The sequence below is a fragment of the Salipaludibacillus aurantiacus genome, assembly GCF_900111295.1.
Taxonomy (GTDB): Bacteria; Bacillota; Bacilli; order Bacillales; family Salisediminibacteriaceae; genus Salipaludibacillus; species Salipaludibacillus aurantiacus.
In genome coordinates this window covers 22296-46612 of the sequence record NZ_FOGT01000020.1, presented here as the reverse complement: position 1 = coordinate 46612, position 24317 = coordinate 22296, and the positions used below count along the sequence as shown (strand labels likewise).

The 24317-nt window shown below is 41.8% G+C and carries 27 protein-coding genes and 1 riboswitch; of the genes, 7 read left to right on the top strand and 20 right to left on the bottom strand.

Annotation, left to right across the window (positions count from 1 at the left end; translation table 11 throughout):
• Positions 1-118: 118 nt before the first annotated feature.
• From sufU to BMW59_RS18515, 13 genes are all read right to left on the bottom strand, one after another.
• Positions 119-574 (bottom strand): Fe-S cluster assembly sulfur transfer protein SufU, encoded by a 456-nt coding sequence (gene sufU, locus BMW59_RS18570; protein ID WP_093055305.1) that lies wholly within the window; start codon positions 572-574, stop codon positions 119-121.
• The gene (locus tag BMW59_RS18565) at positions 561-1784 is read right to left on the bottom strand and encodes a cysteine desulfurase (RefSeq protein WP_093055303.1); all 1224 of its coding nucleotides are present in this window, start codon (positions 1782-1784) and stop codon (positions 561-563) included. Before BMW59_RS18565 ends, sufU begins: the two co-directional genes overlap by 14 nt.
• Positions 1784-3091 (bottom strand): Fe-S cluster assembly protein SufD, encoded by a 1308-nt coding sequence (gene sufD / locus BMW59_RS18560; protein WP_093055301.1) that lies wholly within the window; start codon positions 3089-3091, stop codon positions 1784-1786. Before sufD ends, BMW59_RS18565 begins: the two co-directional genes overlap by 1 nt.
• 27 nt (positions 3092-3118) lie before the next feature.
• Positions 3119-3901, bottom strand: a complete 783-nt coding sequence (sufC, locus tag BMW59_RS18555; RefSeq protein ID WP_093055299.1) for a Fe-S cluster assembly ATPase SufC — start codon at positions 3899-3901, stop codon at positions 3119-3121.
• Between the two features lie 444 nt (positions 3902-4345).
• A complete protein-coding gene (locus BMW59_RS21895; protein WP_177174433.1) occupies positions 4346-4504 on the bottom strand; it encodes a YuzK family famiily protein in 159 nt (52 codons plus the stop codon).
• Between the two features lie 299 nt (positions 4505-4803).
• Entirely contained in the window at positions 4804-5172 is a 369-nt protein-coding gene (locus BMW59_RS18550; protein ID WP_093055297.1) for a carboxymuconolactone decarboxylase family protein, read from the bottom strand.
• A gap of 115 nt (positions 5173-5287) precedes the next feature.
• The gene (locus BMW59_RS18545; RefSeq protein WP_093055295.1) at positions 5288-6172 is read right to left on the bottom strand and encodes a MetQ/NlpA family ABC transporter substrate-binding protein; all 885 of its coding nucleotides are present in this window, start codon (positions 6170-6172) and stop codon (positions 5288-5290) included.
• Positions 6173-6203: 31 nt separating this feature from the next.
• Entirely contained in the window at positions 6204-6833 is a 630-nt protein-coding gene (locus BMW59_RS18540; RefSeq protein WP_093055384.1) for a methionine ABC transporter permease, read from the bottom strand.
• A gap of 49 nt (positions 6834-6882) precedes the next feature.
• Positions 6883-7908 carry a methionine ABC transporter ATP-binding protein gene (locus tag BMW59_RS18535; protein WP_093055293.1) on the bottom strand — a complete coding sequence of 342 codons (1026 nt, stop codon included), beginning with the start codon at positions 7906-7908 and terminating at the stop codon, positions 6883-6885.
• A 191-nt stretch (positions 7909-8099) separates the two neighbouring features.
• A riboswitch (SAM riboswitch) is annotated at positions 8100-8214 on the bottom strand.
• 58 nt (positions 8215-8272) lie between these two features.
• Positions 8273-8641: an SCP2 sterol-binding domain-containing protein gene (locus tag BMW59_RS18530; protein WP_093055291.1), complete on the bottom strand. Its 369-nt coding sequence runs from the start codon at positions 8639-8641 to the stop codon at positions 8273-8275.
• Positions 8642-8882: 241 nt separating this feature from the next.
• Positions 8883-9974, bottom strand: a complete 1092-nt coding sequence (gene phaC / locus BMW59_RS18525; RefSeq protein ID WP_093055289.1) for a class III poly(R)-hydroxyalkanoic acid synthase subunit PhaC — start codon at positions 9972-9974, stop codon at positions 8883-8885.
• Between the two features lie 34 nt (positions 9975-10008).
• Positions 10009-10755, bottom strand: coding sequence for a 3-oxoacyl-ACP reductase family protein (locus tag BMW59_RS18520; protein ID WP_093055382.1), 747 nt, complete (start codon positions 10753-10755; stop codon positions 10009-10011).
• Between the two features lie 103 nt (positions 10756-10858).
• Positions 10859-11350: a poly(R)-hydroxyalkanoic acid synthase subunit PhaE gene (locus BMW59_RS18515; RefSeq protein WP_093055287.1), complete on the bottom strand. Its 492-nt coding sequence runs from the start codon at positions 11348-11350 to the stop codon at positions 10859-10861.
• 248 nt (positions 11351-11598) lie between these two features.
• Here BMW59_RS18515 and phaQ point away from each other — a divergent pair, with 248 nt between their 5' ends.
• From phaQ to fabG, 3 genes are all read left to right on the top strand, one after another.
• Positions 11599-12012, top strand: a complete 414-nt coding sequence (gene phaQ, locus BMW59_RS18510) for a poly-beta-hydroxybutyrate-responsive repressor (RefSeq protein ID WP_093055285.1) — start codon at positions 11599-11601, stop codon at positions 12010-12012.
• 123 nt (positions 12013-12135) lie between these two features.
• A complete protein-coding gene (locus tag BMW59_RS18505; RefSeq protein WP_093055283.1) occupies positions 12136-12654 on the top strand; it encodes a hypothetical protein in 519 nt (172 codons plus the stop codon).
• 402 nt (positions 12655-13056) lie between these two features.
• Positions 13057-13797, top strand: a complete 741-nt coding sequence (fabG, locus tag BMW59_RS18500) for a 3-oxoacyl-[acyl-carrier-protein] reductase (RefSeq protein ID WP_093055282.1) — start codon at positions 13057-13059, stop codon at positions 13795-13797.
• Between the two features lie 264 nt (positions 13798-14061).
• On the opposite strand, the gene BMW59_RS18495 is transcribed toward fabG, so the two are convergent.
• The 4 genes from BMW59_RS18495 to BMW59_RS18485 all read right to left on the bottom strand — a co-directional run bounded on the left by BMW59_RS18495 (position 14062) and on the right by BMW59_RS18485 (position 15621).
• The gene (locus BMW59_RS18495; protein ID WP_177174432.1) at positions 14062-14391 is read right to left on the bottom strand and encodes a DUF2553 family protein; all 330 of its coding nucleotides are present in this window, start codon (positions 14389-14391) and stop codon (positions 14062-14064) included.
• Between the two features lie 122 nt (positions 14392-14513).
• Positions 14514-14642, bottom strand: coding sequence for a hypothetical protein (locus BMW59_RS22305; protein ID WP_281244281.1), 129 nt, complete (start codon positions 14640-14642; stop codon positions 14514-14516).
• A gap of 64 nt (positions 14643-14706) precedes the next feature.
• Positions 14707-15090: a glycine cleavage system protein GcvH gene (gene gcvH, locus BMW59_RS18490; RefSeq protein ID WP_093055278.1), complete on the bottom strand. Its 384-nt coding sequence runs from the start codon at positions 15088-15090 to the stop codon at positions 14707-14709.
• 174 nt (positions 15091-15264) lie between these two features.
• Positions 15265-15621: an arsenate reductase family protein gene (locus tag BMW59_RS18485; protein ID WP_093055276.1), complete on the bottom strand. Its 357-nt coding sequence runs from the start codon at positions 15619-15621 to the stop codon at positions 15265-15267.
• A gap of 181 nt (positions 15622-15802) precedes the next feature.
• On the opposite strand from BMW59_RS18485, the gene BMW59_RS18480 reads away from it, so the two are divergent.
• A complete protein-coding gene (locus BMW59_RS18480; protein ID WP_093055274.1) occupies positions 15803-16975 on the top strand; it encodes an FAD/NAD(P)-binding protein in 1173 nt (390 codons plus the stop codon).
• A gap of 160 nt (positions 16976-17135) precedes the next feature.
• Here the strand turns inward: BMW59_RS18480 and BMW59_RS18475 are convergent, their stop codons facing one another.
• The 3 genes from BMW59_RS18475 to BMW59_RS18465 form a co-directional block, all read right to left on the bottom strand.
• The gene (locus BMW59_RS18475) at positions 17136-18917 is read right to left on the bottom strand and encodes an acyl-CoA dehydrogenase family protein (RefSeq protein WP_093055272.1); all 1782 of its coding nucleotides are present in this window, start codon (positions 18915-18917) and stop codon (positions 17136-17138) included.
• Positions 18918-19014: 97 nt separating this feature from the next.
• Entirely contained in the window at positions 19015-20196 is a 1182-nt protein-coding gene (locus tag BMW59_RS18470) for an acetyl-CoA C-acetyltransferase (protein WP_093055270.1), read from the bottom strand.
• A gap of 22 nt (positions 20197-20218) precedes the next feature.
• On the bottom strand, positions 20219-22606 hold the full coding sequence (locus BMW59_RS18465) for a 3-hydroxyacyl-CoA dehydrogenase/enoyl-CoA hydratase family protein (protein ID WP_093055268.1): 2388 nt from the start codon (positions 22604-22606) through the stop codon (positions 20219-20221).
• Between the two features lie 420 nt (positions 22607-23026).
• On the opposite strand from BMW59_RS18465, the gene BMW59_RS18460 reads away from it, so the two are divergent.
• The 3 genes from BMW59_RS18460 (at position 23027) to BMW59_RS18450 (ending at position 24315) form a co-directional block, all read left to right on the top strand.
• Complete coding sequence (locus BMW59_RS18460; RefSeq protein WP_093055266.1) at positions 23027-23302, top strand: hypothetical protein; 276 nt, start codon at positions 23027-23029, stop codon at positions 23300-23302.
• Between the two features lie 21 nt (positions 23303-23323).
• Positions 23324-23668 (top strand): spore coat protein, encoded by a 345-nt coding sequence (locus BMW59_RS18455; protein WP_093055264.1) that lies wholly within the window; start codon positions 23324-23326, stop codon positions 23666-23668.
• Between the two features lie 86 nt (positions 23669-23754).
• The gene (locus BMW59_RS18450) at positions 23755-24315 is read left to right on the top strand and encodes a methyltransferase family protein (RefSeq protein WP_093055262.1); all 561 of its coding nucleotides are present in this window, start codon (positions 23755-23757) and stop codon (positions 24313-24315) included.
• The last annotated feature ends 2 nt before the right edge of the window (positions 24316-24317 follow it).

The following is a 24317-nucleotide window of genomic DNA, read 5'->3' as shown; positions in this document are numbered from 1 at the left end:
GATCTATTACTTTTATCAGCGATGTCACCACTTTTAAAGTGTTCAACTATCACTGGTAAAAAGTTTATATATCTATTTTACAACACCTCGGTAGTAAAAACCAAGTGTAAACCTTCACTTACTCAGAATCTTCGTCCTTTTCTTCGTCAAGTCCTTTTTCCATCGCTTTCCAGGCGAGGGTGGCACATTTTATTCTCGCTGGGAACTTGGCAACTCCCTGAAGCGCTTCAATATCGCCCAGGTCAAAATCCCCTTCGGTGTAATCTTTCCCAAGCATCATATCGGAAAAGATCCCTGACAGCTTTAAAGCATCCTCTACCGGAAGACCTTTCACTGCCTGGGTCATCATTGAGGCAGAAGATAAACTGATCGAACACCCTTCACCTACAAACTTGGCATTGGCAATTTTTCCGTCCTCAACCTGCATTTGCAGTTGAATGCGGTCTCCGCATGTGGGATTGTTCATATTAACTTTTAAGGAGTCACCCTCAATTTCTCCGCGGTTCCGAGGGTTTTTATAATGATCCATAATTACTTGGCGGTACAGTGTGTCCAGTTGATTACCCAAAGACATCTCCAAAATACTCCTTTGTTTTTATTAATGCTTTTACGAAAGCATCGACATCCTCTTCATTGTTATAAAGATAGAAACTGGCTCTTGCCGTAGCAGTCACATCCAGCCATTTCATCAGCGGCTGCGCACAGTGATGGCCTGCCCTGACAGCCACTCCTTCAGCATCAAGGACTGTGGCCACATCGTGGGGATGGACATCTTCACAATTAAACGTTACGACGCCTGCACGCTTTTCCGGTCCGTAAACAGTCACGCCGTCAATATCCTTCAATTGGGCGATCGCATAGTCAGCAAGTTTTTGCTCATGCTGTTTAATATTCTCAAGCCCTATCTCTTCAAGAAAATCAATGGCAGCTCCAAGCCCGATTGCACCAGCAATAATAGGGGTGCCGCCTTCGAACTTCCATGGGAGCTCTTTCCAAGTTGAGTCATAAAGGCCGACAAAATCAATCATTTCCCCGCCGAACTCAACCGGCTCCATATTTTTCATTAATTTCTTTTTACCGTACAATACCCCGATTCCTGTCGGCGCACACATTTTATGCCCGGAAAAAGCATAAAAATCAGCATCAAGGTCCTGAACATCGACTTTCATGTGAGGAACAGCCTGGGCCCCGTCAACGACCATCACGGCGCCATTTTTATGGGCAATTTCAGCTATTTCCTTCACAGGGTTGATCGTTCCAAGCACGTTGGAGACGTGCATCACAGATACGATTTTGGTATTTTCAGTGACTGTCTCTTCAACATCGTTTAAATCAATCGTTCCGTCTTCCTTTAAAGGAATATATTTTAATGTAGCGCCTGTACTTTTCGCCAGCTGCTGCCACGGAATGATATTACTGTGATGCTCCATCGGCGTAATCACAATTTCATCACCCTGTTTGACATTAGCTCTTCCATAGCTGGCAGCCACTGTGTTGATTGCTGTAGTCGTTCCACGGGTAAAAACGATCTCTTCCATACTCTTGGCGTTAATAAAGCCGCGGACTTTTTCTCTTGCCCCTTCATATCCATCGGTAGCAAGTGATCCGAGGGTGTGAACCCCCCGGTGCACGTTGGAATTATACCTTTTGTAATAGTCCTCGACCGCATCAATTACTTGCTGCGGTTTTTGCGAAGTAGCTGCGCTGTCAAGGTAAACGAGCGGATGCCCGTTTACCTCCTGATCAAGGATTGGAAACTTCGAGCGGACTGTTTTTACATCCATTAGTATACTTTCCTTTCAATCACATCATACAGCTGTTCTTTTACAGACTCGATCGGCAGCGCGCTTACCACCGGTGCAAGGAACCCGTGAATAATTAACCGTTCCGCTTCACGTTTGCTAAGCCCCCGGCTCATTAGATAGAACATTTGAATAGGGTCTATTTTCCCTACAGAGGCCGCGTGGCCTGCTGTTACGTCATCTTCATCGATCAGCAGAATCGGGTTAGCGTCACCGCGTGCTTTCTCACTAAGCATTAACACACGTTCTGTCTGCTCCCCGTTCGCTTTTGTCGCTCCGTGCTCGATTTTAGAAACACCATTAAAGATGGATGTAGCAGAATCTTTCATAACGCCATGCTTTAAAATCTGACCATCTGAGTTTTTCCCGTAATGGATCACGTTTGTAGTGAAGTTTTGAGACTGCTTGCCGCGTCCGATGGACACGGTTTTAGTATCCGCATATGACCCTTCACCTACAAGGTATGTTGTATTCTCAGAGACGGTATTCCCATCATTCATTTGTCCAAGCGCCCAATAAAGACTGGCATCCCTGCCGGTTACCTGCCCGCGGCGGTTGACATACGTCGTTACTGTTTCGGAGAGGTTATCTACCGCACCGTAACGCACAGACGCGCCATCAGCAACGTACACTTCAGAAACAATGTTAGCTACCGCTTCTGAATTTGAACCTTCTGACAGATAATTCTCTACATACGTTACAGAGCTGTTCTCTTCAGCAACAATAAGGACATGGTTAAATAAACCAAAGCTGCCTTCATGTGAATAAACAGCCTGAAGCGGCAGCTCCACTTCAACATTTTTAGGCACATAAAGGAAAGTTCCGCCATTGACGAGGGCCGCGTGAAGAGCGGTCAGACGGTTTTCGTCCAAAGAGACAGCATCTTTCATAAAGTACTTTTTCACAAGATCTTCATGGTCAGTTAATGCTGTTTTCATATCGGTAAAAATAACGCCTTTGTTTTTAAGGTCATCATGAAGAGCCTTAAAAGTGGTTACACCGTTTTTCTGGGCAATTAAATTTTGAATATTGTCTTCTTCACCGATAAGTGATTTCACACTGTCGGAGAGCTTTGAAAAGTCTTCTCCCCCGGCTGTTTTCGCATCAAAATCAAAAGATGTAAAGTTCCATTTATTAATTCGTGATTTATCAGGTTTTGGCAATTCCAAGTTTAATGCTTTCTCTAAAGACGAAAGGCGTAGATCAGCGAACCATTTTGGCTCATTGCGGTCTTTAGAGAAGCTCGTAATATCTTGTTGATTTACTGGAAAAGTGATTTCCGTCGTCATCTTCATTCCTCCTCTTTAAACCGTCTCTTATTCCTGGCCTACAGTTTCGTCTTCGATTCCAAGTTCTTCTTTAATCCAGTCGTAACCCTGTTCTTCAAGCTTTTGAGCAAGTTCAGGCCCTCCGGATTTTACGATGCGTCCCTGCATCATCACATGGACGAAGTCCGGTTTAATATAGTTTAGTAAACGCTGGTAGTGGGTAATGATCATACAGCCGAAATCTTCACTGCGAAGCTCGTTAATACCCTTAGCTACTACTTTTAATGCGTCGATGTCAAGACCAGAGTCTATTTCATCAAGGATCGCAATTTGAGGCTGAAGCATAAGCAGCTGGAGAATTTCATTCCGCTTCTTTTCCCCGCCAGAGAAACCTTCATTTAAATAACGGTGCTGGAAAGACTCGTCAATTTCCAAAGAGCCCATTTTTTCGTCCATTTGACGAATGAACTTCATTAAAGATACTTCGTCTCCTTCTTCACGGCCTGCATTCATCGCTGAACGGATGAAGTCCGCATTTGTAACACCAGATACTTCACTCGGATACTGCATTGCGAGGAATAAACCTGCACGCGCGCGCTCATCTACTTCCATATCAAAAAGGTCCTCTCCGCCTAAAGTGGCTTCACCTTTTGTCACTTCATATTTCGGGTGTCCCATTAAAGCAGAAGCAAGGGTAGATTTACCTGTTCCGTTCGGTCCCATAATTGCGTGAATTTCTCCGCCATTCACCTCAATGCCGAACCCTTTCAGAATTTCTTTATCTTCAATTGATACATGAAGATCTTTTACAGTTAAATTTGGCTTGGTCATGATTCATACCTCCATTTATTTTTGAAAGTTTCATTAAAAACATGGTAATATGAGAAAAGTGATGTTTAATCACATTCTCAATTTATTCTCATTACAATCTTATATCAAATGAAAATTGAGTTCAAGGAAAATACACAATTCTTTTCATCTTTCCCTTCATATTATCCTCCGAAGTTTTTTATATACAAATAAAGACAGTTTTCCTTAGAAAACCTAAACATTTTAGTTGATCTTTTCCGCAATTTTTTTCCAAATGATTCATTCAAGAATGGTTGTGTTATCTCTTTTTCGGCGGAAGGCTCTTTTTCTTCAAAATTAATTCTCAATACCTTGGTCTTTTTTCATTCTAATTGAGAATGAATCTTAATTAAAATACACAGCGAAAAACAACCCCGCTGAATTCCATGCGGGGTTGTTTTTTCTGCTCTGTAAGCTAGTTTTTTATTAAATACTATATTGCAGCTGGCGGTTGTGCTCATTGACCATCTTCAGGCTTTGCTGATGATCTTTATCTCGTTCCTGTTCCACTTTCATACGGTTATCTAAATCTCTGTTATACTCCGCATAACCTATACCGTACGACTGGAACATTGCTTTTTCCATCTCAGTCGTATGTTTCGTCTGAATCTGATGGATAATAAATCACATTCCTTTCTGGATTGTTTTGATCACATTTGCTGCGTTAGACGTCATAAAGCCGCAACGTTTGTAATGGGATCACCTTCAACATGATTTATTTTAGCATTTTGGAAGTCTATAACCAATTCGCGTATAAGGGGATATTTTCTGACAATTCCAATTGTGCCGATGTCAAAAAAACTGACAGTCAGATTTTCTAATATCTCCCCCAATTACTCCGTTTTGCTCGTTATCTGAAAATTTTGGTTATTTTGTAAGCCCTTTCATGAAACAACGTCTCCTGAAAGCTCACTAACCGCTTCTTCTATTAAAGTAACTCCCTGGCTTAAGGCGGCTCCTCCTCCAAAAGCTCCTGTGACCGCTATCGCCTCAAGAATTTCTTCCCTGCTTGCCCCCTGGTCAAGACAGCCTTTTACATGGTAAATCATACAGTACTCATCCTGCGCATTCATGCTCAGGGCTAAAGCGATAAGCTGTTTTTCCTTTTTTGAGAGGCTGCCTTCTTTGAAACACGCTTCTGTGAACTCATGATATTTATGGGCAACCTCCGGCATTTGTTCAGTAAAATACCCCATGCCCTCTTTATAATGATGCAAAGCTTCCTGAATATAAGGTGTGTGCTGTTCGTCCATTGTATTCTCTCCTTTTTACATGATTACTTTTATAATGTGTAAAAAAAAAGTGTCTATGTATTCATAGTATAGGAAAGAAAAATGCACCGGCTTTTCACCGGTGCAGAGAAAACGCTTATTCACTTACTGGTACGACAGAATTATCATACGTGTCTAAAATATAATCGCGCACTTCTTCAGAACGAAGGACATCAATCAATGCAGTGACTCTCTCATCGTCCTCATCACCGCTGTTTACAGCAATGACGTTCACGTAAGGATTATCAGCGTCGGCATCTTCAGTCGCAATGGCATCTTCCAGAGGATTTAACCCGGCATCCAGCGCATAATTTGAGTTAATTAACACAGCATCCCCTTCATTGTTTTCATAAGCTGTTGGAAGTAACGCGGCTTCAACATTATCAGAAAACTCGAAGTTGTTAGGGTTGTCTTCAATATCATTAATTGTAGCTTCAACGCCCGCACCTTCTGCAAGGGTAATTAACCCTTCGTCTTCAAGCATCATTAAAATACGGCCGTGATCTGCAACTGAGCTGCTCATAATTATTTCAGCACCTTCAGGAAGTTCGTCCAGGCTGCTGTAGTCTTGAGAGTAAATGCCGATTGGTTCAATATGAATACCGCCTGCGTTTACGAAATCATATCCGTGTTCTTCAATTTGTGATTCAAGATAAGGTACATGCTGGAAGTAGTTGGCATCCAGCTCACCTTCAGCTAACGCTTCGTTAGGCAGGACATAATCGTTAAACGAGACAATTTCAAGTTCTACGCCTTCTTGTTCAAGAAGCGGCTGTGCGAACTCAAGAATTTCAGCATGAGGCACGTTTGAAGCCCCCACTACAAGAGGTCCTTGCTCTTCATTATTTTCAGAAGCGTTATTTCCGTTTCCTTGATTGGAGCCGGCATTCTCTGTTGTATTGTCATTATTACCTTCGCCGCAAGCAGCAAGGACTCCTAATGACAATGTTACGGCAGTTGCTGTTTGTAAAATCTTCTTCATGGTGTTACCCCCTTGTTTTTTTAAAAGCGGATTACCGCTTGTCTAATTTATTTGTTAAATAATCGCCAATAAACTGGAATATAAAAACGATTATTAAAACAACAATAGTAGCTACTAAAGTAATATCAGAATTGTTCCGCTGAAAGCCGTCTCTGTAAGCCAGGTCACCCAATCCTCCTGCGCCTATGACTCCTGCCATAGCCGTATAACTGACCAGGGCAATGGCCGTAACCGTAATACCTGACACAAGCGCCGGCATGGATTCCGGCAGGAGAACTTTGAAAATAATCTGCCGGTTGCTGGCCCCCATTGATTTAGAAGCTTCTATAACCCCTTTATCAATTTCTCTTAATGCAATTTCCACCATTCTCGCATAGAAAGGCGCAGCTCCTATTATAAGTGCTGGAAGCGCCGCGGATGGTCCGAGCATCGTACCGATCAATGATCGGGTGAAGGGGATCAGCAAGACAATCAGAATAATAAACGGAATAGACCGGAAAATATTCACGTAAGCTGCTGTCACAGCATGTACCGCTTTATTTTGCCATAACTGCCCCTTATCAGTTAAAAACAACAGTAAACCTAATAAAATTCCAAAAATAAAGGTAAAAGCTAAAGCAATAACTGACATGTAAATCGTTTCTCCGGTGGCGTCCCACATGTTCTCCCAATTCACGTTGGGAAAGAGCCATCCGTTAGCGGCTAGAATCTTATTCACCGTGGATCACCTCCACTTCTACTTGCTGTGACCGGATAAATGCAATCGTCTCATCAATCAGCTGGTTGTCACCAGTTACACTAACAAACAAAGACCCGTATGAACCGTGCTGCGTCTGGGATATTTTACCTTGGAGAATACTTACAGAGACATCGTATTTTCTTACAACATCTGTAATAAGCGACCTTTTTGCATCACTGCCTGTAAAAGTCAGCTGAAGAACCCGGCCAATCCCATCATCTTTAAATAAATGTCTGATGGCCTCTTCAGTCTCTTCAGGCTCTGTCACCTGTTTTACAAACTCCTTTGTCATCTCTTCTTTAGGTCGCTTGAATATATCGAGAACAGGCCCTTGTTCTGCAATCCGTCCATTTTCCATCACAGCTACCCTGTGGCAGATTTTCCTGATAACGTGCATTTCATGGGTAATGAGTACAATTGTTAAATTCAGTTTTTTATTTATATCCACTAATAAATCAAGGATCGAGTCTGTCGTTTTAGGATCTAAAGCAGATGTAGCTTCATCACACAGAAGGACTTGCGGGTTATTGGCTAGCGCCCTGGCTATGCCTACCCTCTGTTTCTGGCCTCCGCTCAGCTGGGAGGGGTAAGAGCCTCCGCGGCCTTCGAGACCTACAAGCTTTATTAGTTCATTGACCCTTTTTTTCTGTTCACTTTTAGGCATTCCTTTAATTTCGAGCGGGAAAGCAATGTTATCGGCTACTGTTCGTGACCAAAGCAGGTTAAAGTGCTGGAAGATCATTCCTATCTCCTGCCGTGCCTGCCGTAAACCTTTCCCCGAAAGTTCGTTCATATTTTTTCCAGCGACAGTGACTTGACCGGAACTTGGTGTTTCAAGCATATTTAACAATCGGATGAGTGTACTTTTGCCAGCCCCGCTGTACCCTATTACTCCAAAAATTTCTCCTTTTTCTATTGAAAGATCGATATGATCAACGGCAGTAACCTGACCGTCACGTGTCTGAAAGGTCTTTGCCAGTTTTGATAAGGTTATCAACTTAATCCCTCACTTTCTATCCGTCCCCTAAGACGCCACGACATTAGTCTTTGTTTATATTTACACTTATAAATTAGTAAACTGATAAGTTTAGTCCCTTTAAAGCACGAAAGTTTTTAATTAAATAGAGAAAAACCTTTCGGCTCACATTAGATAAGCAGAAAGGTTTAGAACATTACTAAAAGGCCTTTCTCTCATCTTTCAAAGCATTGACTGCTTTGTTGGAATTGGCACCTTCCAGATCGTTTTATATCTGGTGGTTGCCGGGCTTCACAGGGCCATTCCCTCCGCCACTCTGGATAAGAGATACAGTTTATTCGTTTTTGAAATCTGATATGGATATTATCACTATACAATATGCTTGTCAACTGATTATACTCTTTGGATACGATTTCCTGCATGGTGTTGTGTGGCATAAGTAAAACAATGACTCGAGCCAGAGGAGGTATTTTAAGGATCCTTTTGCTTCCAATTCTCCCCTGCGTCTCATAGTAAGAAGAAAATCTTCTCCCTGAAACAGCATTTTTAAAGAATCTTCGTCTCCTTTAATAATGACATCAGGTGCTGCCCCGTTCCCTCTTACAATGCCAGTGTCTATACCTATAAATGCAATAAACCAGTTTTCGGAACCGCAGCTGATCAACAGAGTTATCTCATATTTTTTTACCAGCTTACGAATCCTGTCTGTCTGTTTCATGTCATTAATTACTGAAGCAAGCAAAGTTCCCGCCACGCTAATCACGCCCTTGGATACGCCGTTTAATTACTACCTTCTTTATTCGGTAACTGGAAGCGAATTTCCTTTAACCAGTTTGAGAAACTTGATTTGTCTCCGTCCGGGTTTTTAGAGACTTCCTAAAAACAATAAAGAAGGCAAAAATAATAAGAAACCCACAGCGGCCACTGTGGGTTTCTTATTAATTAAAAGACATCACGGGTCCAATCTGGACTTTCGCACTTTAACTCAGTGGGGGTCAGGCACCTGAGTGCTCCCTCACCCATGTTTCGATCAACGGATAGGTATTTTTAACGGCACCTTTCCCTACAGTCACAGACACATGGCCAGCCGAAACTAATTCAAATGTTTTATCTTCACTTGAAATCTTATCCATAAGCCGTTCTGTCTGTTCAGGAATGGCTATATGATCACGATCTGCTGCAATGTTTAAGACGTTTGCTTTAATATTGCTTAATTTGACTTGTTGTCCTCGAATATATAACTCATCATTAATTAACTTGTTTTTTTGGTAAAATTCACCAATCCATTGTCTGTATGCTTCACCAGGGAATGGGACCCCGTCAGCTACCCACTTCTGCAGAAGAGTCCAGTTTTTAACAAATTCCTCATTATCTGCCCGATTGGCAAGAGACACATAAGGGCCAATATAATTGGTGATTGGTTTTAATAATTTATTCCCGAAGTCAATCGTTTCTGGAGGAATGTTCCCATACGTATCAACCATGAGATCTAAATTAAAATATTTTTCGTCGACCCACTTTGTAAATAACCCTGAATCAGAAAAGTCAAACGGACTCGTCAAAAAGACAAGATTGCGGATGGGTAAGTTTGGATGAAGAGCCGTAAATATTGCTGTTAACGTCCCCCCAATACAATAACCGAGTATGCTGAGTTCATCAGCTTCAGATTTCCGAAGGACTTTTCTTACTGCGCGAGGGATATAATCGAGCACATAATCATCGAATTTCATATGTCTATCTTCGTAACCAGGTGTACCCCAATCAAGTAAGTAGACATCATGGCCTTTATCTGTTAAATACTCAATTAAACTGCTCCCAGGTGATAAATCTAATATATACGGTTTATTAATCAAAGCATAAATGATTAATATTGGTACTTTGTTTGTCTTTACTTTCGCTGGTTGATACCGGTAAAGTTTTGCCTTATTCTTTGTCCAGATTAGTTCCTTTGGAGTTTGCCCTACTTTCGGTTCAGGCTCTTTAGTGAGAACATCTATGGCTCGTTTAAAACGTTTATATTCCTTCTGATAATCTTCAGGCAAAGAGTCTACCATTGCATCTAGTGATCTAGTTGTAGTGAAATCCATCCACCATCCTCCTTATGATTTTTCCTTTAGATAGTTACATATATACTCCACCATTTATATTCAGGCATTGGCCTGTCGTATAACTGTTATTAGCTAAAAAAAGGACAGCATCGGCTATTTCAGAGGCTTCTCCTAACCGTTGCATCGGTATCCCAGAAATAATTTGATCTTTTGCATCTTCAGGAACGCCTGCAAACATTTCAGTTTCAATATATCCAGGACAAACAGCATTGACTGTTATTCCACTTCTGGCTGTTTCTAAAGCAAGAGACTTGGTAAAACCAATCATGCCAGCTTTGGCAGCAGCATAGTTCGTTTGGCCAAAACCGCCTTTTTGACCAATAAATGAACTTATATTAATAATACGACCAAATTTTTGTTTGAGCATGAGATTGATAACTGCAGAAGTTGTATGATAAACACTATTTAAGTTAGTGTCTATGACCTCTCTCCATTCATTTTCACTAAGTTTTTTGAAAGTGCGATCTCTTGTTATTCCTGCATTATTAATAAGAATGTCTATTTTTCCAAAATGATCGATGGTCTGTTCCACCAAAGCACGAGATTGCTCCAAGTTAGAAACATCTGCTTGAAAGGAAACGGCTGTTCCTCCAAATTGTTCAATTTCATCAATGACTTCATCGGCAGCCTCTTTGCTTGAATTATAGTTAATCGCAACTTCTGCCCCACGTTTAGCTAATTCTTTTACAATACTTGCACCAATTCCGCGGGACCCACCTGTGACAAGCGCTACTTTCCCTGCTAAGCTTTGATACTCCATCTTAGCTGTCGATACTTCATTTGAAATCATTCCCATTGAACATTCCTCCTAATATTTTTTAATTTAAATATAAATCGTGGTACAGTCCTTTTAAAAATAGTGATTATTTCTTATCTTTAGGCTGTGACGAAGTCGTTTCAGCAGGTGTCTCTTCTTTATTACTGGTTAATACTTCTAAAATTTGATTCATATTTTTATCTAGCTGATCACTTGCCTGTAAGACTTGATTCATTTTTTTATCCAGCTTGGAGACACTTACCTTTAGTTTTGTTATTTCTAAAGATACTTCCTTACTTGAAAGCTCGTCCTCAATTTTTTCATCAATACTATCTACTTTTTCCTCTAAATTGACAATAAGGGAAGCAACGCTTGACATTTCTTCATTTGTAGGAACATTGATTTGCTTTAAATACATGTCGGTCGTACTCCGGACTAATTGTTGATATTGAAGGAAACTATTTTGAACCTGCCCTAACATCTCAGCATATTCATCTGTTTTTAATGTTTCATGAATGGCCTCGCTAAAATGTGATTCTGTTTGTTCATACATACTTTTCCATAGTGCCAATGGATCCAATGTGTTCTGTTTTGTCATACTAATAACCCCTAACCTTTGGATTTGAAAACTGTCTTATAACAATTTTAAAGTATATTGGATAAAATTGGACAAAGGAAAATCGTAAAATTACCATAATTTTCAACAAAAACAGATTATTTGAACGTGTTTTTTAGAAGAACATGGTGGTTTTTGGTGATTTATGTAAATCAAATGGAGTTGACATTTTTTACTTATAGGTGTAAATTACACATATAGATATTATAACTTGATTAGAAGGTGATAGGATGACTCCTAAAAACGGTAAGGACAAACCAAAAACAGAACCTATAGCGAAAGCACAAAAAAATTTCATCATTCCCGTACTCCTGTTGCTATTAAAAGATTGGAACGCACATGGATATGAATTAATGCAAAAACTTACCATGTTTGGCTTTGAATATGTTGATCAAGGAAACTTCTATAGAATCCTCCGTCAACTTGAAAAGGACGAATTAGTCGTGTCTGAGTGGGATACATCCACATCAGGACCAGCTAAACGAATTTATTCGATTACGTCAGCAGGAGAACAATATTTAGATCTATGGGCAAATTCCCTTGGACAATATCAGAAGATGCTTGATCAATTTTTCAATATGTATAGTAACTTTTTTGTCCCGCCTGGCTTCACATCCAAGAAGGATGATAAGAAAGATGAATAGTTGAACCTTAAAGACAAGTCACTGAAACACTTTAATACCATAAACAGCGGTATGAACTATGGTTGTTTATGTTACTAATAAAAGGTCAGAATTTGGCTAAAAAAAACTTATGGAGGGATTTAGATGGTAGTTAAGAAAGAGACTAACAAGACAGCAAATGAGAATGTCATCGATTTTTTTGGGGTAAGTATGTGGAAAGAAGTTATGGAAAAAATGGAGCAACAGTCCATGTGGGCTTTAAAAACTCAAAAAGAATGGATCGACGGAACACGAGAACAATTTTCTCAGTTTGAAGAGAATTCCAAAAAATTTACGACTGAGTGGAAAACGAGTGCTCAAACGGCCGTTGGAAATGTTAATCAGGAACTTGAAGGTGATCAAAAGTATCATGAATTGTTAAACAAAATTGAAGAAATTGGACATAAGTCTCAAACAATCGCTACTCTTCCTGGAAAAGCCTCTCTTGACATTATGGCAAGATCAAATGCTCAAATCACAGCTACTATTGGGAATACCTTCCAGCAAAATAAAAAAATAGCTGAAAAAACAACGGATACATTGGTAAGTGCTTATGACCAAATGAGACAAACACAAATGCAAATGTTAAATATGTTTCAAACCAATTCAGTCATGTCGAAATAACTTGGCAACAAAGGGAGCGAAGTCTATTCATGCAAAAGAGGATTTATCGTTTGGTGATCAACTATTACCTGAATAAATCCTACTTGTTCATATGCATGGGCTATCGCTCCCTTTCCTTGTTTTATTAACAAGGGTAACAATGTTTTTAATGCGCTATTCCTATTTTTTTAACAATGATGCAATTACTCCGCCCTAACGTTTTATAGGGAGACCAACCAATTGCCATTAATCATTGCTTCCTCATTGAACCAATACCTCCTCCTTTCTCCGCATATACTTTAGCTAAAACGTCCATTCAATAAATTCGCCATTGATGTAAACGCTTAACAAAGACACTGGATTTTTGTGTAGTAAGAGGAATACTGAACACCAGGAAAACACGAAAAGGAAGGGGAAATGACGATGAGATTAAAAGATAAGGTGGCAATGATAACAGGGGCCTCGCGTGGTATAGGGGAAGCCACTGCAAAAAAATTTGCATTAGAAGGGGCAAAACTTGTTTTAGTGGATTTGAATAAGAAGGAGATTGATAAGACTTCGGATCTGATAAAAAAACTAGGTGGCGACTGCATTGGCATGGAAGCTGATGTAACAGATCGTGAACAAGTAGAACAATTAATAAAGGCCTCGACTGCTCATTATGGACGAATCGATATTGTCATTAATAATGCGGGGATCACACAGGATGCCACGTTAGTGAAAATGACAGAACAGCAGTGGGATCGTGTGATTGACGTCAATCTTAAAGGAGTATTTAATGTCTCACAGGCTGCTGCAAAAGTGATGATTGAGCAAAAAAGTGGTGTGATTCTAAATGCGTCTTCTATTGTCGGCCTCTATGGAAATTATGGTCAAACAAATTACTCTGCATCTAAAGGTGGAGTTATTATGATGACTAAATCATGGGCCAAGGAATTGGGGAAGCACGGGATCCGCGTGAATGCGATTGCCCCAGGCTATATTTCTACTGCGATGGTAGATAAAGTGCCTGACAAAGTAAAAGAAATGATCAGGAATAAATCCGTATTAAATCGACTGGGAAGCCCTGAAGATATAGCCAATGGCTACACCTTTCTCGCTTCTGATGAGGCCCAATATATTACAGGTACGATTTTAAATATCGATGGCGGGACGGTTATTTAGCACACCAGGGGCCGGTTCTTCTGGTTCGTAATCAGGAAGAGCCGTCCCTCCGGTCTTTGTGTGTGCTTATATCCGTTTTATAAGGTGGACTCTCTTCTAGATTTTCATTTAGAAAGGGTTCCTCTGAATAATCGCAGAGAATTGCTTCATAGGAATATAAACATTATCAGCTTATTACGCTCTTTGTGATAGAGGCAAAAACCGATCAACTAAAAGCTGAACGGTTTTATATTCCTATAAGCAGAAGGAAAGTTCGATAATCAGTCAGCACCATCCCATGTCGCAACCTTCCACGTACGATTCAGGATACTGGCTGCTTTCTTTCTTATCCGTATGCTTATAAAACTTTTCATCTTTAAACTCAAATCCTTCAGCCATTTCATACATTTGTGCTGATCCTTTTTGCTTTATGCGCCCCACTTTTTCTGCCTGGTAATACAACCCGGTTTCGCCGGGGCTTTCTTGCTTTTTCTCAATCTGTCCCGATATCTCAATACGGGATTCAGGTTTGCGGCTGGATGTGTCACTGTTACTTTTATCAGAAGGTTTCTTTACATCATCACCCATCACGTGGAAAAAATCATCGTTAGCCATACACTTGCCCTCCATTTTTGTTATTAGTGTGAGGCTTATGTGCCGGTGTTATACACAATTATGGGCGGGCTTATAAGTTGGGGTTATGCGTTATATGAGGACAGCTTTAATAGATGGAATAATTAATTATAAATATAAGGTTCAACATTAAGCTCATAATTCGGCCTTATAACTAATTCCGCAAATACTCTGTCAGGTTTCTCCGTGCCCCTGTAAGTCTGAGGCATCACTTTATCTTTTCCTCCGGCCAACGCAAAAAAACTCTCCTGAATGCGCGTAGTAATTGCGCCTCCAGGAGAGTTGATTTTTCTTGCATTAGTCTTCTGACGTCATTTCCTCATATCCTGCTGCATCCATGAGGTTGTCCATTTCAGATTTGTCAGATGGCTCAATGATAACCATCCACGCTTTTTCGTACGGAGATTCATTTACAAATTCCGGAGAATCTTCAAGTTCTTCGTTTACTTCTACAACTTTCCCGCTGATTGGCGCGTATAGTTCAGAAACTGTTTTAACAGATTCCACGCTGCCGAAAGGCTCGTCGGCTTCAAGTTCGTCGCCTACTTCCGGAAGTTCTACGAAAACGATGTCCCCCAGCTCGGATTGTGCAAAGTCAGTAATACCGATACGTACTTTGTCTCCTTCTTCTTTCACCCATTCATGTTCTTCTGAATACTTTAAGTCCTTTGGTAAGTCCATGTGCTGATCCCTCCGTATTCTTTCGAATAGTATTGAAAAAGCGGGTACTGATTCTGCCGCTTTTTCAAGTAGAATAACTGCCTTTAAAACTTATGTACAAAGCAGTCTTATTCCCTCTCCTTAACTATAATACACATGAAGAAACTTCGGCAACACTAGTGGAATAATTATTATTTACTTCCAGGTGTTTTCAAAGGTCTCCTCTTTAAATCCGACGGTTACCTTATCTCCATCAGTTGTAATGGGCCGTTTAATAAGCATGCCGTCAGACGCGAGAATATCAAGAAGCTCGTCATCAGATGCTGTTTTCACCTTATCTTTTAAGCCAAGTTCCCGGTATTTTTTCCCGCTTGTATTAAAAAACTTTTTGAGTTCCAAACCGCTTTTCTCATACATGCTTCTAAGTTCGTCTTTAGACGGCGGGTTGTCAACGATATGAACGGTCTCGTAGGAAACATTATGATCGTCAAGCCATTTCCCGGCTTTGCGGCAAGTCCCGCATTTCGGATAATGGTAAAAAGTAATTCCCATTGGATTCCCCTCCTCTTTTCATAATTTACCTTACCTTTCTATCATATACTAATTCGCCAATATTCTTCATTCGTCTTGCTCACAAATTTTCTTATTGGCAAAAATAACAATATGCGCTACAATTTAAATCGTAATAATTACGTTTTATTATTAATAGTATAGAAAAAAAGAGGTGGCTCATATGGAAGATTGGGTTATTATAGGCGGCGGCATTCAGGGAATGACAGTAGCTGTCCATTTAATAGAAACTGAAAAAGCATCGGCTGAAAAAATGACCATCATAGATCCGCATGATAAACCGTTAGCAAAGTGGAAACAATTAACCGGCAAAATCGATATGCCCTATTTAAGGTCTGCTTTTGTGCATCACCTGTCTTCTTCCCCGTTTGCCCTTGAGAAATTTGGAAAACAGGACACAAGTTATACGAAACCCTTTCTAGGACGATACAACCGGCCCAAACTGTCGTTATTTAATGAGCATTGTGAGGAATTATTTCATCAGTGCCAGCTTCATAAATCATGGGTAAAAGGGTCAGTCAACGGACTGAGACGGACAAATGGGTCATGGTCTGTTTCACTACATTCAGGAGAAGTGATTAAAGCTGCGAAAGTCGTTCTCGCTATAGGTTTAAGCGGGCAGCTGCACCTCCCCCCTCTGTTTGATAAGATGAAAAAAGATGGACACTCGGTTTATCATATATTTGACGAGAGTTTGGATATAAACAGACTTAAGCCACCTGTCGCTATTATCGGAGGAGGTATAACCGCTGCGCATACTGCTTTAAAGCTCAGTGATTTATTCCCCGGACAGACGGCTGTGCTGAAACGCCATCCATTCAGAGTACACAATTTTGACAGTGACCCTGGATGGCTCGGCCCCAAAAATATGCATTATTTTTCAAAATTAACCGATTATAAGGCCCGCCGAAGCTGTATTCACAAGGCCAGACATCGCGGATCTCTTACCAGGGAGCTTTATCTTAAGCTTCTAAAACAAGAAAGACGCCAGCTTCTAACTATTAAAACCATGAATGTGAGCCATATTAAAGAGGACAAAAATCATCAAATGGTCCTGACAGAGGAAGAGAGCGATTATACCCACACTGCTCACAGTATCATTTGCTGCACCGGATTCGACCCGCAATTACCGGGAGGCGACTGGCTTAAAAAGTTAATCGCCAGCTACTCTCTGCCTTGTGCTCAATGCGGCTACCCTATTGTCGACCGCTCCCTTTTGTGGACCGACAACTTATATGTGACTGGTGCATTGGCTGAACTTGAAATAGGACCTGTTGCCAGGAACATATCGGGAGCACAAAAGGCTGCTTCACGAATTGCTTCAGGCGTTAAATAAAAATTAATATGCAAAGGAGCCTCATAAAAATGAGGCTCCTTTGCGTAGAGAGGAGAATGCCTTCCTTTAGAAAGAAGGTTTATTATTATTTTTGGGGCAGGGGAGTGCCCCAAAATTGAAAACTGGATAACATTTTATGTCTGACCGGGAAATCTCCCGGTTATACTACATATTTTTCCTGTTCAATAATGCTTACCGCAAGTTCACGCTTTTTAGCAATCATGTTAATCGGCGTATGACGAGTCAGCTTTTTAAGAATAGACAGCATTGTACGGAGACTGTCACCGTCATCCAACGCTACGAGAGATTCTTTAGCAATAGACTCGATGCGGTTGAACGCTTCCTGAGTATACACTTCTGTCATTAGAAGCTTTTGGTTTGCTTTCTCTAAACCATCTTTATTAATAGCTTTTTCTGTACGGAGGATACATGACTCGATGTTAAACACTTCATTTACAAGGTCTGCTACATTAGCGAGCATCTCCTGTTCTTTCTGAAGTTTCTCTCCGTATTTTTGTGCTGCTGTTCCAGCGATCATTAAGAAAATTTTCTTAGCATTTTCAAGGAGATATCTTTCCTGTTCAAGCGGCTCATCACCGACTTCTTCAGGCATCATCATCATTAATTCTTCCTGAAGGCCGCCTGCTTTTTCAAGCATTGGAAGTTCTCCTTTCATTGCTTTTCTCATTAAAGTAGCAGGAACAAGCATACGGTTAATTTCATTTGTACCTTCAAAAATACGGTTGATTCGTGAGTTACGGTACATAGATTCTACTTCGTACTCTGCCATAAACCCGTAACCGCCGTGGATCTGAACCGCTTCATCCACCACAAAGTCCAGTACTTCTGAGCCGAAAAACTTATTTAGTGAGCATTCAATTGCATACTCTCCAATAGCCTTTCCAACCTTGGCGCCATCTTTCTGCTCCTCTTCTGACAGACTGTTGAATGCTTCGTCAATCAGTCCGCCTGTACGGTAAATAGTACTCTCAGCAGCATAGGTTTTAGCAGCCATTTCAGCAAGTTTCTTCTGGATCAAAGTGAATTTTGAGATTGGAAGTTTAAACTGTTTACGCTCATTAGCATATTTGGCAGAAACTTCAATCGCGCGCTTCGCTCCTCCAACACACCCTACTCCCAGCTTGTAACGGCCGATGTTAAGAATGTTGAATGCGATAACGTGGCCTTTTCCAATTTCACCGAGAACATTTTCTTTAGGAACGAGGGCATCTTCAAGAATCAAAGTACGTGTAGAGGACCCTTTAATACCCATTTTCTTTTCTTCCGGTCCAGTAGATACGCCTTCATACGCGCCTTCAACAATAAAAGCAGTAAAATGTTCGCCGTCAATTTTTGCATATACAACGAATACATCTGCAAAGCCTGCGTTAGTAATCCACTGCTTTTCACCATTTAACACATAGTGTGTGCCTGCCTCGTTAAGTTTCGCAGTTGTTTTGGCGCTTAAGGCATCAGACCCTGAACTTGGTTCAGTCAGAGCGTAAGCGGCAATTTTTTCTCCCGTTGCAAGCTCAGGAAGGTACTTTTGCTTCTGCTCTTCCGAACCGAAAAAGACGATTGGCAATGAACCGATTCCTACGTGGGCTCCGTGAGACAGCGAGAAGGATCCAGCTAATGCAAATTTTTCAGTAATAAGTGACGAGCTGATCTTATCAAGCCCGATGCCGCCGTATTGCTCAGGAACGTCTGCGCCAAGCAAGCCCAGTTCTCCCGCTTCTTTTAAAAGTCTCACAGACCGGTCAAATTCGTGCTGTTCAATTTGCTCGAGCTCAGGAACCACTTTTTCTTTAACGAAATCTTCCGTAGTTTTTGCGATCATCACATGTTCGTCTGAAAGATCCTCCGGTGTAAACACCTGGTCAGAAGATGTGCTATCCAGTAAAAAGCTGCCGCCTTTTAACGTTTTATCCGTTGTTGCCATTATCCATTCCTCCTCAAAAGTAAGTAAATCAGAGATTTATTATAAAGGCGAAACGAGGAGAGCACTCAGCCCGCTTCGCCCTTTGTACCCAAGTTTATTAAAGAAGTTCAAATACACCTGCTGCACCCATACCCCCGCCGATACACATCGTTACGACGCCAAATTGTTCGTTACGGCGCTTCATTTCGTGAATCAGGCTTAAAGTAAGCTTAGTTCCTGAACATCCAAGCGGGTGTCCCAGAGCAATGGCTCCGCCGTTGACATTAACTCTGCTTTGATCAAGGCCTAATTGGCGGATAACCTGGATAGATTGAGAAGCAAAAGCTTCATTCAATTCATATAAACCAATATCAGCCATTTCAAGTCCAGCAAGCCTGACAGCTTTAGGAATAGCCTCTACCGGGCCAATTCCCATAATTTCAGGAGGAACTCCGGCAACTGCGAATGACCGGAACTTAACGAGCGGCTTCAAGCCGTCAGCTTCAGCAGCTTCCCGGTCCATTACAAGGACAGAGGCTGCTCCGTCACTCATTTGAGAAGCATTACCGGCTGTTACACTCCCTCCGCGGACCTTAAATGCAGGTCTCAGTTTAGCCAGTCCTTCAACAGTTGTGCCTGCACGAACGCCTTCATCCGTGTCGACTGTTACTTCCTTTTCCACCAGCTTGTGGTTACTGTCCACAGATCTGAAAGTGACCGGAACCGGTACAATTTCATCTTTGAACTTTCCTTCTTCAATCGCTTTTCCTGCTCGCCTGTGGCTTTCCGCTGCAAAAGCGTCCTGGTCTTCCCGGCTGATTTCAAAACGTTCAGCTACTTCCTCGGCTGTATGGCCCATTCCCATATAATACTCGGGAGCATTTTCAACAAGGGAAGGGTTTGGCGCGATCACATGCCCCCCCATTGGAATAAGGCTCATCGATTCCGCTCCCCCTGCCAGAATTGCTTCTGACTGGCCGAGCATAATGCGTTCTGCTCCATAGGCAATACTTTGAAGACCTGAAGAGCAGTAGCGGTTGATCGTTATAGCCGGTACCTGTTCCGGGAGGCCGGCAAGCGCTGAGATATTCCTCGCCATATTCATGCCCTGTTCTGCTTCCGGCATGGCGCACCCGATAATCACATCGTCGATACGTTCAGGATTGAAATTGCCCGCACGTTTTAATGTTTCTTTTATCGTAATAGCCCCCAAATCGTCCGGCCTTACGTTAGCAAAGCTTCCTTTTTTTGCTTTTCCTACAGGTGTTCTCGCACCTGCTACAATCACGGCTTCTCTCAAGAAATTCCCCTCCTTTAATCAATTAGTTGCGCAACGGTTTTCCTTTTGTAAGCATATGCTGCATACGCTGCTGGGTCTTAGGTTCACCGACCAGGCTTAAAAATGCTTCGCGCTCAATATCAAGCAAATATTGTTCATCGACTTTCGATCCCTTCGGAACACGACCGCCCGCGAGGACAAACGCCAGTTTTTCAGCAATTTTCAGATCGTGGTCTGATATATATCCACCGAATTTCATTGTTTTTGCTCCAAGAAGCATCGTTCCATATCCTGTTTCACCTACGACAGGGATCTTCTCCCGTTTAGGAGGCTGGTAACCCTGATCCGCCAGATGTAAAGCTTTCTGTTTTGCGTCATATAATAAATGGTCGCCATTCATACTGATGCTGTCCTGGGCACGGATAAATCCAAGCTGTTCCGCTTCCTGGGCGCTCGTACCGACTTTGGCCATTGCAATCGTTTCAAACACCTGGTTAGCTACTGCCTGATGGTCAATTTGCGCGCCTTCAGGGAGCCGTTCGATTTGGCGAAGGTAAAGCTCTTTATTTCCTCCTCCGCCTGGGATAAGCCCAACTCCCACTTCTACAAGACCCATATATGTCTCCATAGAAGCCTGAATGCTTGCGGATGGCATGCAGATTTCTGCGCCTCCGCCTAAGGTCATTGCAAACGGGGCTGCAACAACAGGTTTCGGAGAATAACGGATTTTAGCCATCGAATTCTGGAACTGGCGGACGACAAGATCAATTTCAGGGAAGTTCATATCCTGAGCTTCCATTAAGATCATCATCAAGTTCGCACCAACACAGAAGTTTTTACCCTGGTTGTTTATAACAAGCCCCTTGTAATTTTTCTCTACTTCATCAATAGACTTGTTAATCATCTGCATGACATCAAGTCCAATGGAATTATTAGGTGAAGTAAATTCAAGGCAAGCAATATCGTCGCCAATGTCGATCAGCGAGGCGCCTGCATTTTTCATAATGACTTTGTCATCTTCTTTAAGGGCTTTAATATTTATAACCTTTGGATTCAGGTCAGCTTTCTTGTATTCCCCATTGTGGTAATACTCGTCGTCGGAGTTATAAAAGCTTGTAATCCCTTTTTCAAGCATATCTTCAACCCACTGCGGCACAGTTTCGCCTTCTTGTTTCATGCGTTCGACTGATTTTTCAACTCCAATGGCATCCCAAGTTTCAAATGGGCCGAGTTCCCAGCCAAAGCCCCATTTCATGGCCTGGTCAATATCCCTTATAGAGTCAGCTACTTCAGTGCATTTTTCAGCGGAATACAGAAGAGTTGGTTTAAGAACATTCCATACCAGTTCGCCTGCGCGGTCGTCCGCATATACAAGCGCTTTCATTTTTGCGGCTTTCCCTTTAGCCTGTTTACTCTGCTGGACAGACGGAGCCTTTAACTTTTGACGCTCCACATAGTCCATGGTGCTGTAATCAAGCTCAAGAATTTCGCTTCCTTTTTCACCTTTTTTCTTATAATAAAACCCTTTGCCTGTTTTGCTTCCAAGCATTTTTTTCTCAGCCATGTCTTTCATAAAGGCCGGAGGGTCAAAAATTTGTTTCTCTGCTCCTTCAACCTGGTCATAGACGTTTTTAGCAACGTGCAGGAATGTATCCAGTCCAACTACGTCCAGAGTACGGAAGGTTGCACTTTTTGGACGGCCGAGAGCCGGACCTGTTACTGAGTCAACTTCCCCAACTGAATAGCCTCTTTCAACCATTTCACGGACTGTGACCAGAAGGCCGTACGTGCCGATTCTGTTAGCAATAAAGTTTGGCGTATCTTTTGCTTCAACAACGCCTTTTCCAAGTGTATCTTCACCAAACTGACGCATAAATTCGAACACGTCATCTGATGTATCCTTCGTGCGGATCACTTCAAGAAGCTTTAAATATCTTGGAGGATTGAAAAAGTGAGTCCCGAGGAAATGTTTTCTGAAATCGTCTGATCTTCCTTCAGCCATTGCTTCTATTGAAATCCCTGACGTATTGGAGCTGACGATTGTCCCCGGTTTTCTGTACTCATCCACCTGAGCGAAAACCTTTTGTTTTATTTTCAGATTTTCAACGACTACCTCAACGACCCAGTCGACTTCTGAAAGACGTTTCATATCATCTTCCATATTTCCAGGCTCGATTAGATCGGCGTTCTCTTTTTTAGCCAGAGGTGCTGGCTTCTGTTTCTTAAGTTTTTGAATAGATTCTGCAGCCAGTCTGTTTCTGACAGATTTGTCCTCTAAGGTAAGACCTTTCTTCTCTTCATCTGCAGTCAGTTCTCTAGGCACAATATCGAGCAGCAATGTCGGAATACCGATATTTGCTAAGTGTGCCGCAATCCCTGAGCCCATAATCCCCGAGCCTAAAACAGCGACTTTTTTAATTCCTTTAGTCATGAAGTACCTCCTTCTCCCCTTTTGAATGAATACTCATTCATTTTTTAAGCAAAAAATTTTGCACTTATAAAGTGCATTATTTTTGTCACGAAATGTCTACATTTATAACTATATATAATTTTTAGGAGATACGCAATAGTATTGACAGAAAATTTTTTATTATTTTTTCAGTTTATAAAGTGAGGTTGTGTGAGAGGGAATAGAATTTTTTTTTTTCGCAAAAACTATCGTTGAAAGATTTAATTATTACCAATTGGTGCTGTCAAAAGTTAGTGAAAATTGTCAGTTAATGTGCCGGTAATAAGCGCGGCCCGTTTAGACGGAACCCTGCGGGGAACATCCCGCCCGCCTCTCTGGCTGTACGACGGCGTGACGACACTTTTTTATACAGCACCGCCACTTTAAAGGAGGGATTTGCCTATGCAACAGCAACAGCAGCAACAACAGCAATCTGTGAACCAGGGACACGTCATGACAGAACCGCCTACGGTTGTGACGACAAAAGACCACCTCTACATTAATGATATGCTCTCGTGGAACCTTTTGGCAATGAAAAAGGCTCATGCGTTTGCTTCCCAATGTTCAGACCAGCAAATATCGCAGGCGCTTGAACAGGCAGGCCGTATGCACTATGACCATTATCAAAAAATACTCGGCCATCTGCAGACTCAAGGACAGCAAGGAACAATACAATAAGTTTGGAAAAGGAGTGATTAGATGAACCAGCAGCAACAGCAGCAACAGCAAAGCGGAGTAAAAATTGAGAATCCTAAGACCCAGCACCCTGAGACACCGCAAATGAACGACCGGGATTATATTAATGACATGCTTGCTACTGAGAAATATATGACGAGTTCCTATTCTACAGTGTTGAACGAAGCAAGCCATGAATCACTGTACAGCGACATCCAGGGAATCTTTAATGAATCCCAGCAATGCCAGCGTGACCTGTTTAACTTAATGTTTGAAAAGGGATGGTACAGCTTTGAAGCATGTGACCAGCAAAAGCTTAACCAGTCTTACCAGCAGTTCCAAGGTTACTCAAACCAGTTCCCTTATTAACTGGTAACAGCTGGGGGGTCAGCCCCCCCAGCTTTTTCCTTTTTTATTTAAGAGTAAATTTCTTAAATTCAGTTAAAAATATACTTATGACTAATCACCTCTATTTCTATTCTGTACTTTTGTTAGCGGCAACGGCTGAATGGTTTTTCTATAAGAAAAGAGAAGGCAACAGAAAGGAGGCAGCAGAGAATCAGCAGCGGCACCATGTGGCGGTCGCTTTGGCACTGGCTTTTTCTCTTTTTCTCTGTATTCAGCTGAAAGCCCATACCCAAACAGTACACATAACTGCAAAAACAGCTGGATTTGTGATTTTATTTCACGGCGCACTGATTCGAAGCTGGGCTTATATCATTCTGTCCGGGCATTCGTCAGAATTGCTTTCATCGCTTCAGTACAGGCCTCTTTTCAGCCATGGACCATACCGTTTCCACCGCCATCCTCTGCACGCAGGCTTCTTTTTAATGGCTCTCGGAAGTGGATTATATATCAGTAACCACTGGCTGGCTGCTCCACTTGTGTTTATCCTGTTAGGGAGCGCGCTTCATCCATTAATGAGACAGGAAGAGCAGTTCTTTGAAAAAAAGTACGGCGACATTTATACCTACTGGAGCAAGCGCCGCTTCCGTTTCGTCCCCTTTTTCTATTAAAA

What these genes read in the sequence shown, in the direction of transcription:
- sufU (WP_093055305.1), bottom strand. Translation starts at nt 574, where the DNA reads ATGTCTTTGGGTAATCAACTGGACACACTGTACCGCCAAGTAATTATG.
- BMW59_RS18565 (WP_093055303.1), bottom strand. Translation starts at nt 1,784, where the DNA reads ATGGATGTAAAAACAGTCCGCTCGAAGTTTCCAATCCTTGATCAGGAG.
- sufD (WP_093055301.1), bottom strand. Translation starts at nt 3,091, where the DNA reads ATGACGACGGAAATCACTTTTCCAGTAAATCAACAAGATATTACGAGC.
- sufC (WP_093055299.1), bottom strand. Translation starts at nt 3,901, where the DNA reads ATGACCAAGCCAAATTTAACTGTAAAAGATCTTCATGTATCAATTGAA.
- BMW59_RS21895 (WP_177174433.1), bottom strand. Translation starts at nt 4,504, where the DNA reads ATGGAAAAAGCAATGTTCCAGTCGTACGGTATAGGTTATGCGGAGTAT.
- BMW59_RS18550 (WP_093055297.1), bottom strand. Translation starts at nt 5,172, where the DNA reads ATGGACGAACAGCACACACCTTATATTCAGGAAGCTTTGCATCATTAT.
- BMW59_RS18545 (WP_093055295.1), bottom strand. Translation starts at nt 6,172, where the DNA reads ATGAAGAAGATTTTACAAACAGCAACTGCCGTAACATTGTCATTAGGA.
- BMW59_RS18540 (WP_093055384.1), bottom strand. Translation starts at nt 6,833, where the DNA reads ATGTGGGACGCCACCGGAGAAACGATTTACATGTCAGTTATTGCTTTA.
- phaC (WP_093055289.1), bottom strand. Translation starts at nt 9,974, where the DNA reads ATGGATTTCACTACAACTAGATCACTAGATGCAATGGTAGACTCTTTG.
- BMW59_RS18520 (WP_093055382.1), bottom strand. Translation starts at nt 10,755, where the DNA reads ATGGAGTATCAAAGCTTAGCAGGGAAAGTAGCGCTTGTCACAGGTGGG.
- BMW59_RS18515 (WP_093055287.1), bottom strand. Translation starts at nt 11,350, where the DNA reads ATGACAAAACAGAACACATTGGATCCATTGGCACTATGGAAAAGTATG.
- phaQ (WP_093055285.1), top strand. Translation starts at nt 11,599, where the DNA reads ATGACTCCTAAAAACGGTAAGGACAAACCAAAAACAGAACCTATAGCG.
- BMW59_RS18505 (WP_093055283.1), top strand. Translation starts at nt 12,136, where the DNA reads ATGGTAGTTAAGAAAGAGACTAACAAGACAGCAAATGAGAATGTCATC.
- fabG (WP_093055282.1), top strand. Translation starts at nt 13,057, where the DNA reads ATGAGATTAAAAGATAAGGTGGCAATGATAACAGGGGCCTCGCGTGGT.
- BMW59_RS18495 (WP_177174432.1), bottom strand. Translation starts at nt 14,391, where the DNA reads ATGGCTAACGATGATTTTTTCCACGTGATGGGTGATGATGTAAAGAAA.
- gcvH (WP_093055278.1), bottom strand. Translation starts at nt 15,090, where the DNA reads ATGGACTTACCAAAGGACTTAAAGTATTCAGAAGAACATGAATGGGTG.
- BMW59_RS18485 (WP_093055276.1), bottom strand. Translation starts at nt 15,621, where the DNA reads ATGGGAATTACTTTTTACCATTATCCGAAATGCGGGACTTGCCGCAAA.
- BMW59_RS18480 (WP_093055274.1), top strand. Translation starts at nt 15,803, where the DNA reads ATGGAAGATTGGGTTATTATAGGCGGCGGCATTCAGGGAATGACAGTA.
- BMW59_RS18475 (WP_093055272.1), bottom strand. Translation starts at nt 18,917, where the DNA reads ATGGCAACAACGGATAAAACGTTAAAAGGCGGCAGCTTTTTACTGGAT.
- BMW59_RS18465 (WP_093055268.1), bottom strand. Translation starts at nt 22,606, where the DNA reads ATGACTAAAGGAATTAAAAAAGTCGCTGTTTTAGGCTCGGGGATTATG.
- BMW59_RS18460 (WP_093055266.1), top strand. Translation starts at nt 23,027, where the DNA reads ATGCAACAGCAACAGCAGCAACAACAGCAATCTGTGAACCAGGGACAC.
- BMW59_RS18455 (WP_093055264.1), top strand. Translation starts at nt 23,324, where the DNA reads ATGAACCAGCAGCAACAGCAGCAACAGCAAAGCGGAGTAAAAATTGAG.
- BMW59_RS18450 (WP_093055262.1), top strand. Translation starts at nt 23,755, where the DNA reads ATGACTAATCACCTCTATTTCTATTCTGTACTTTTGTTAGCGGCAACG.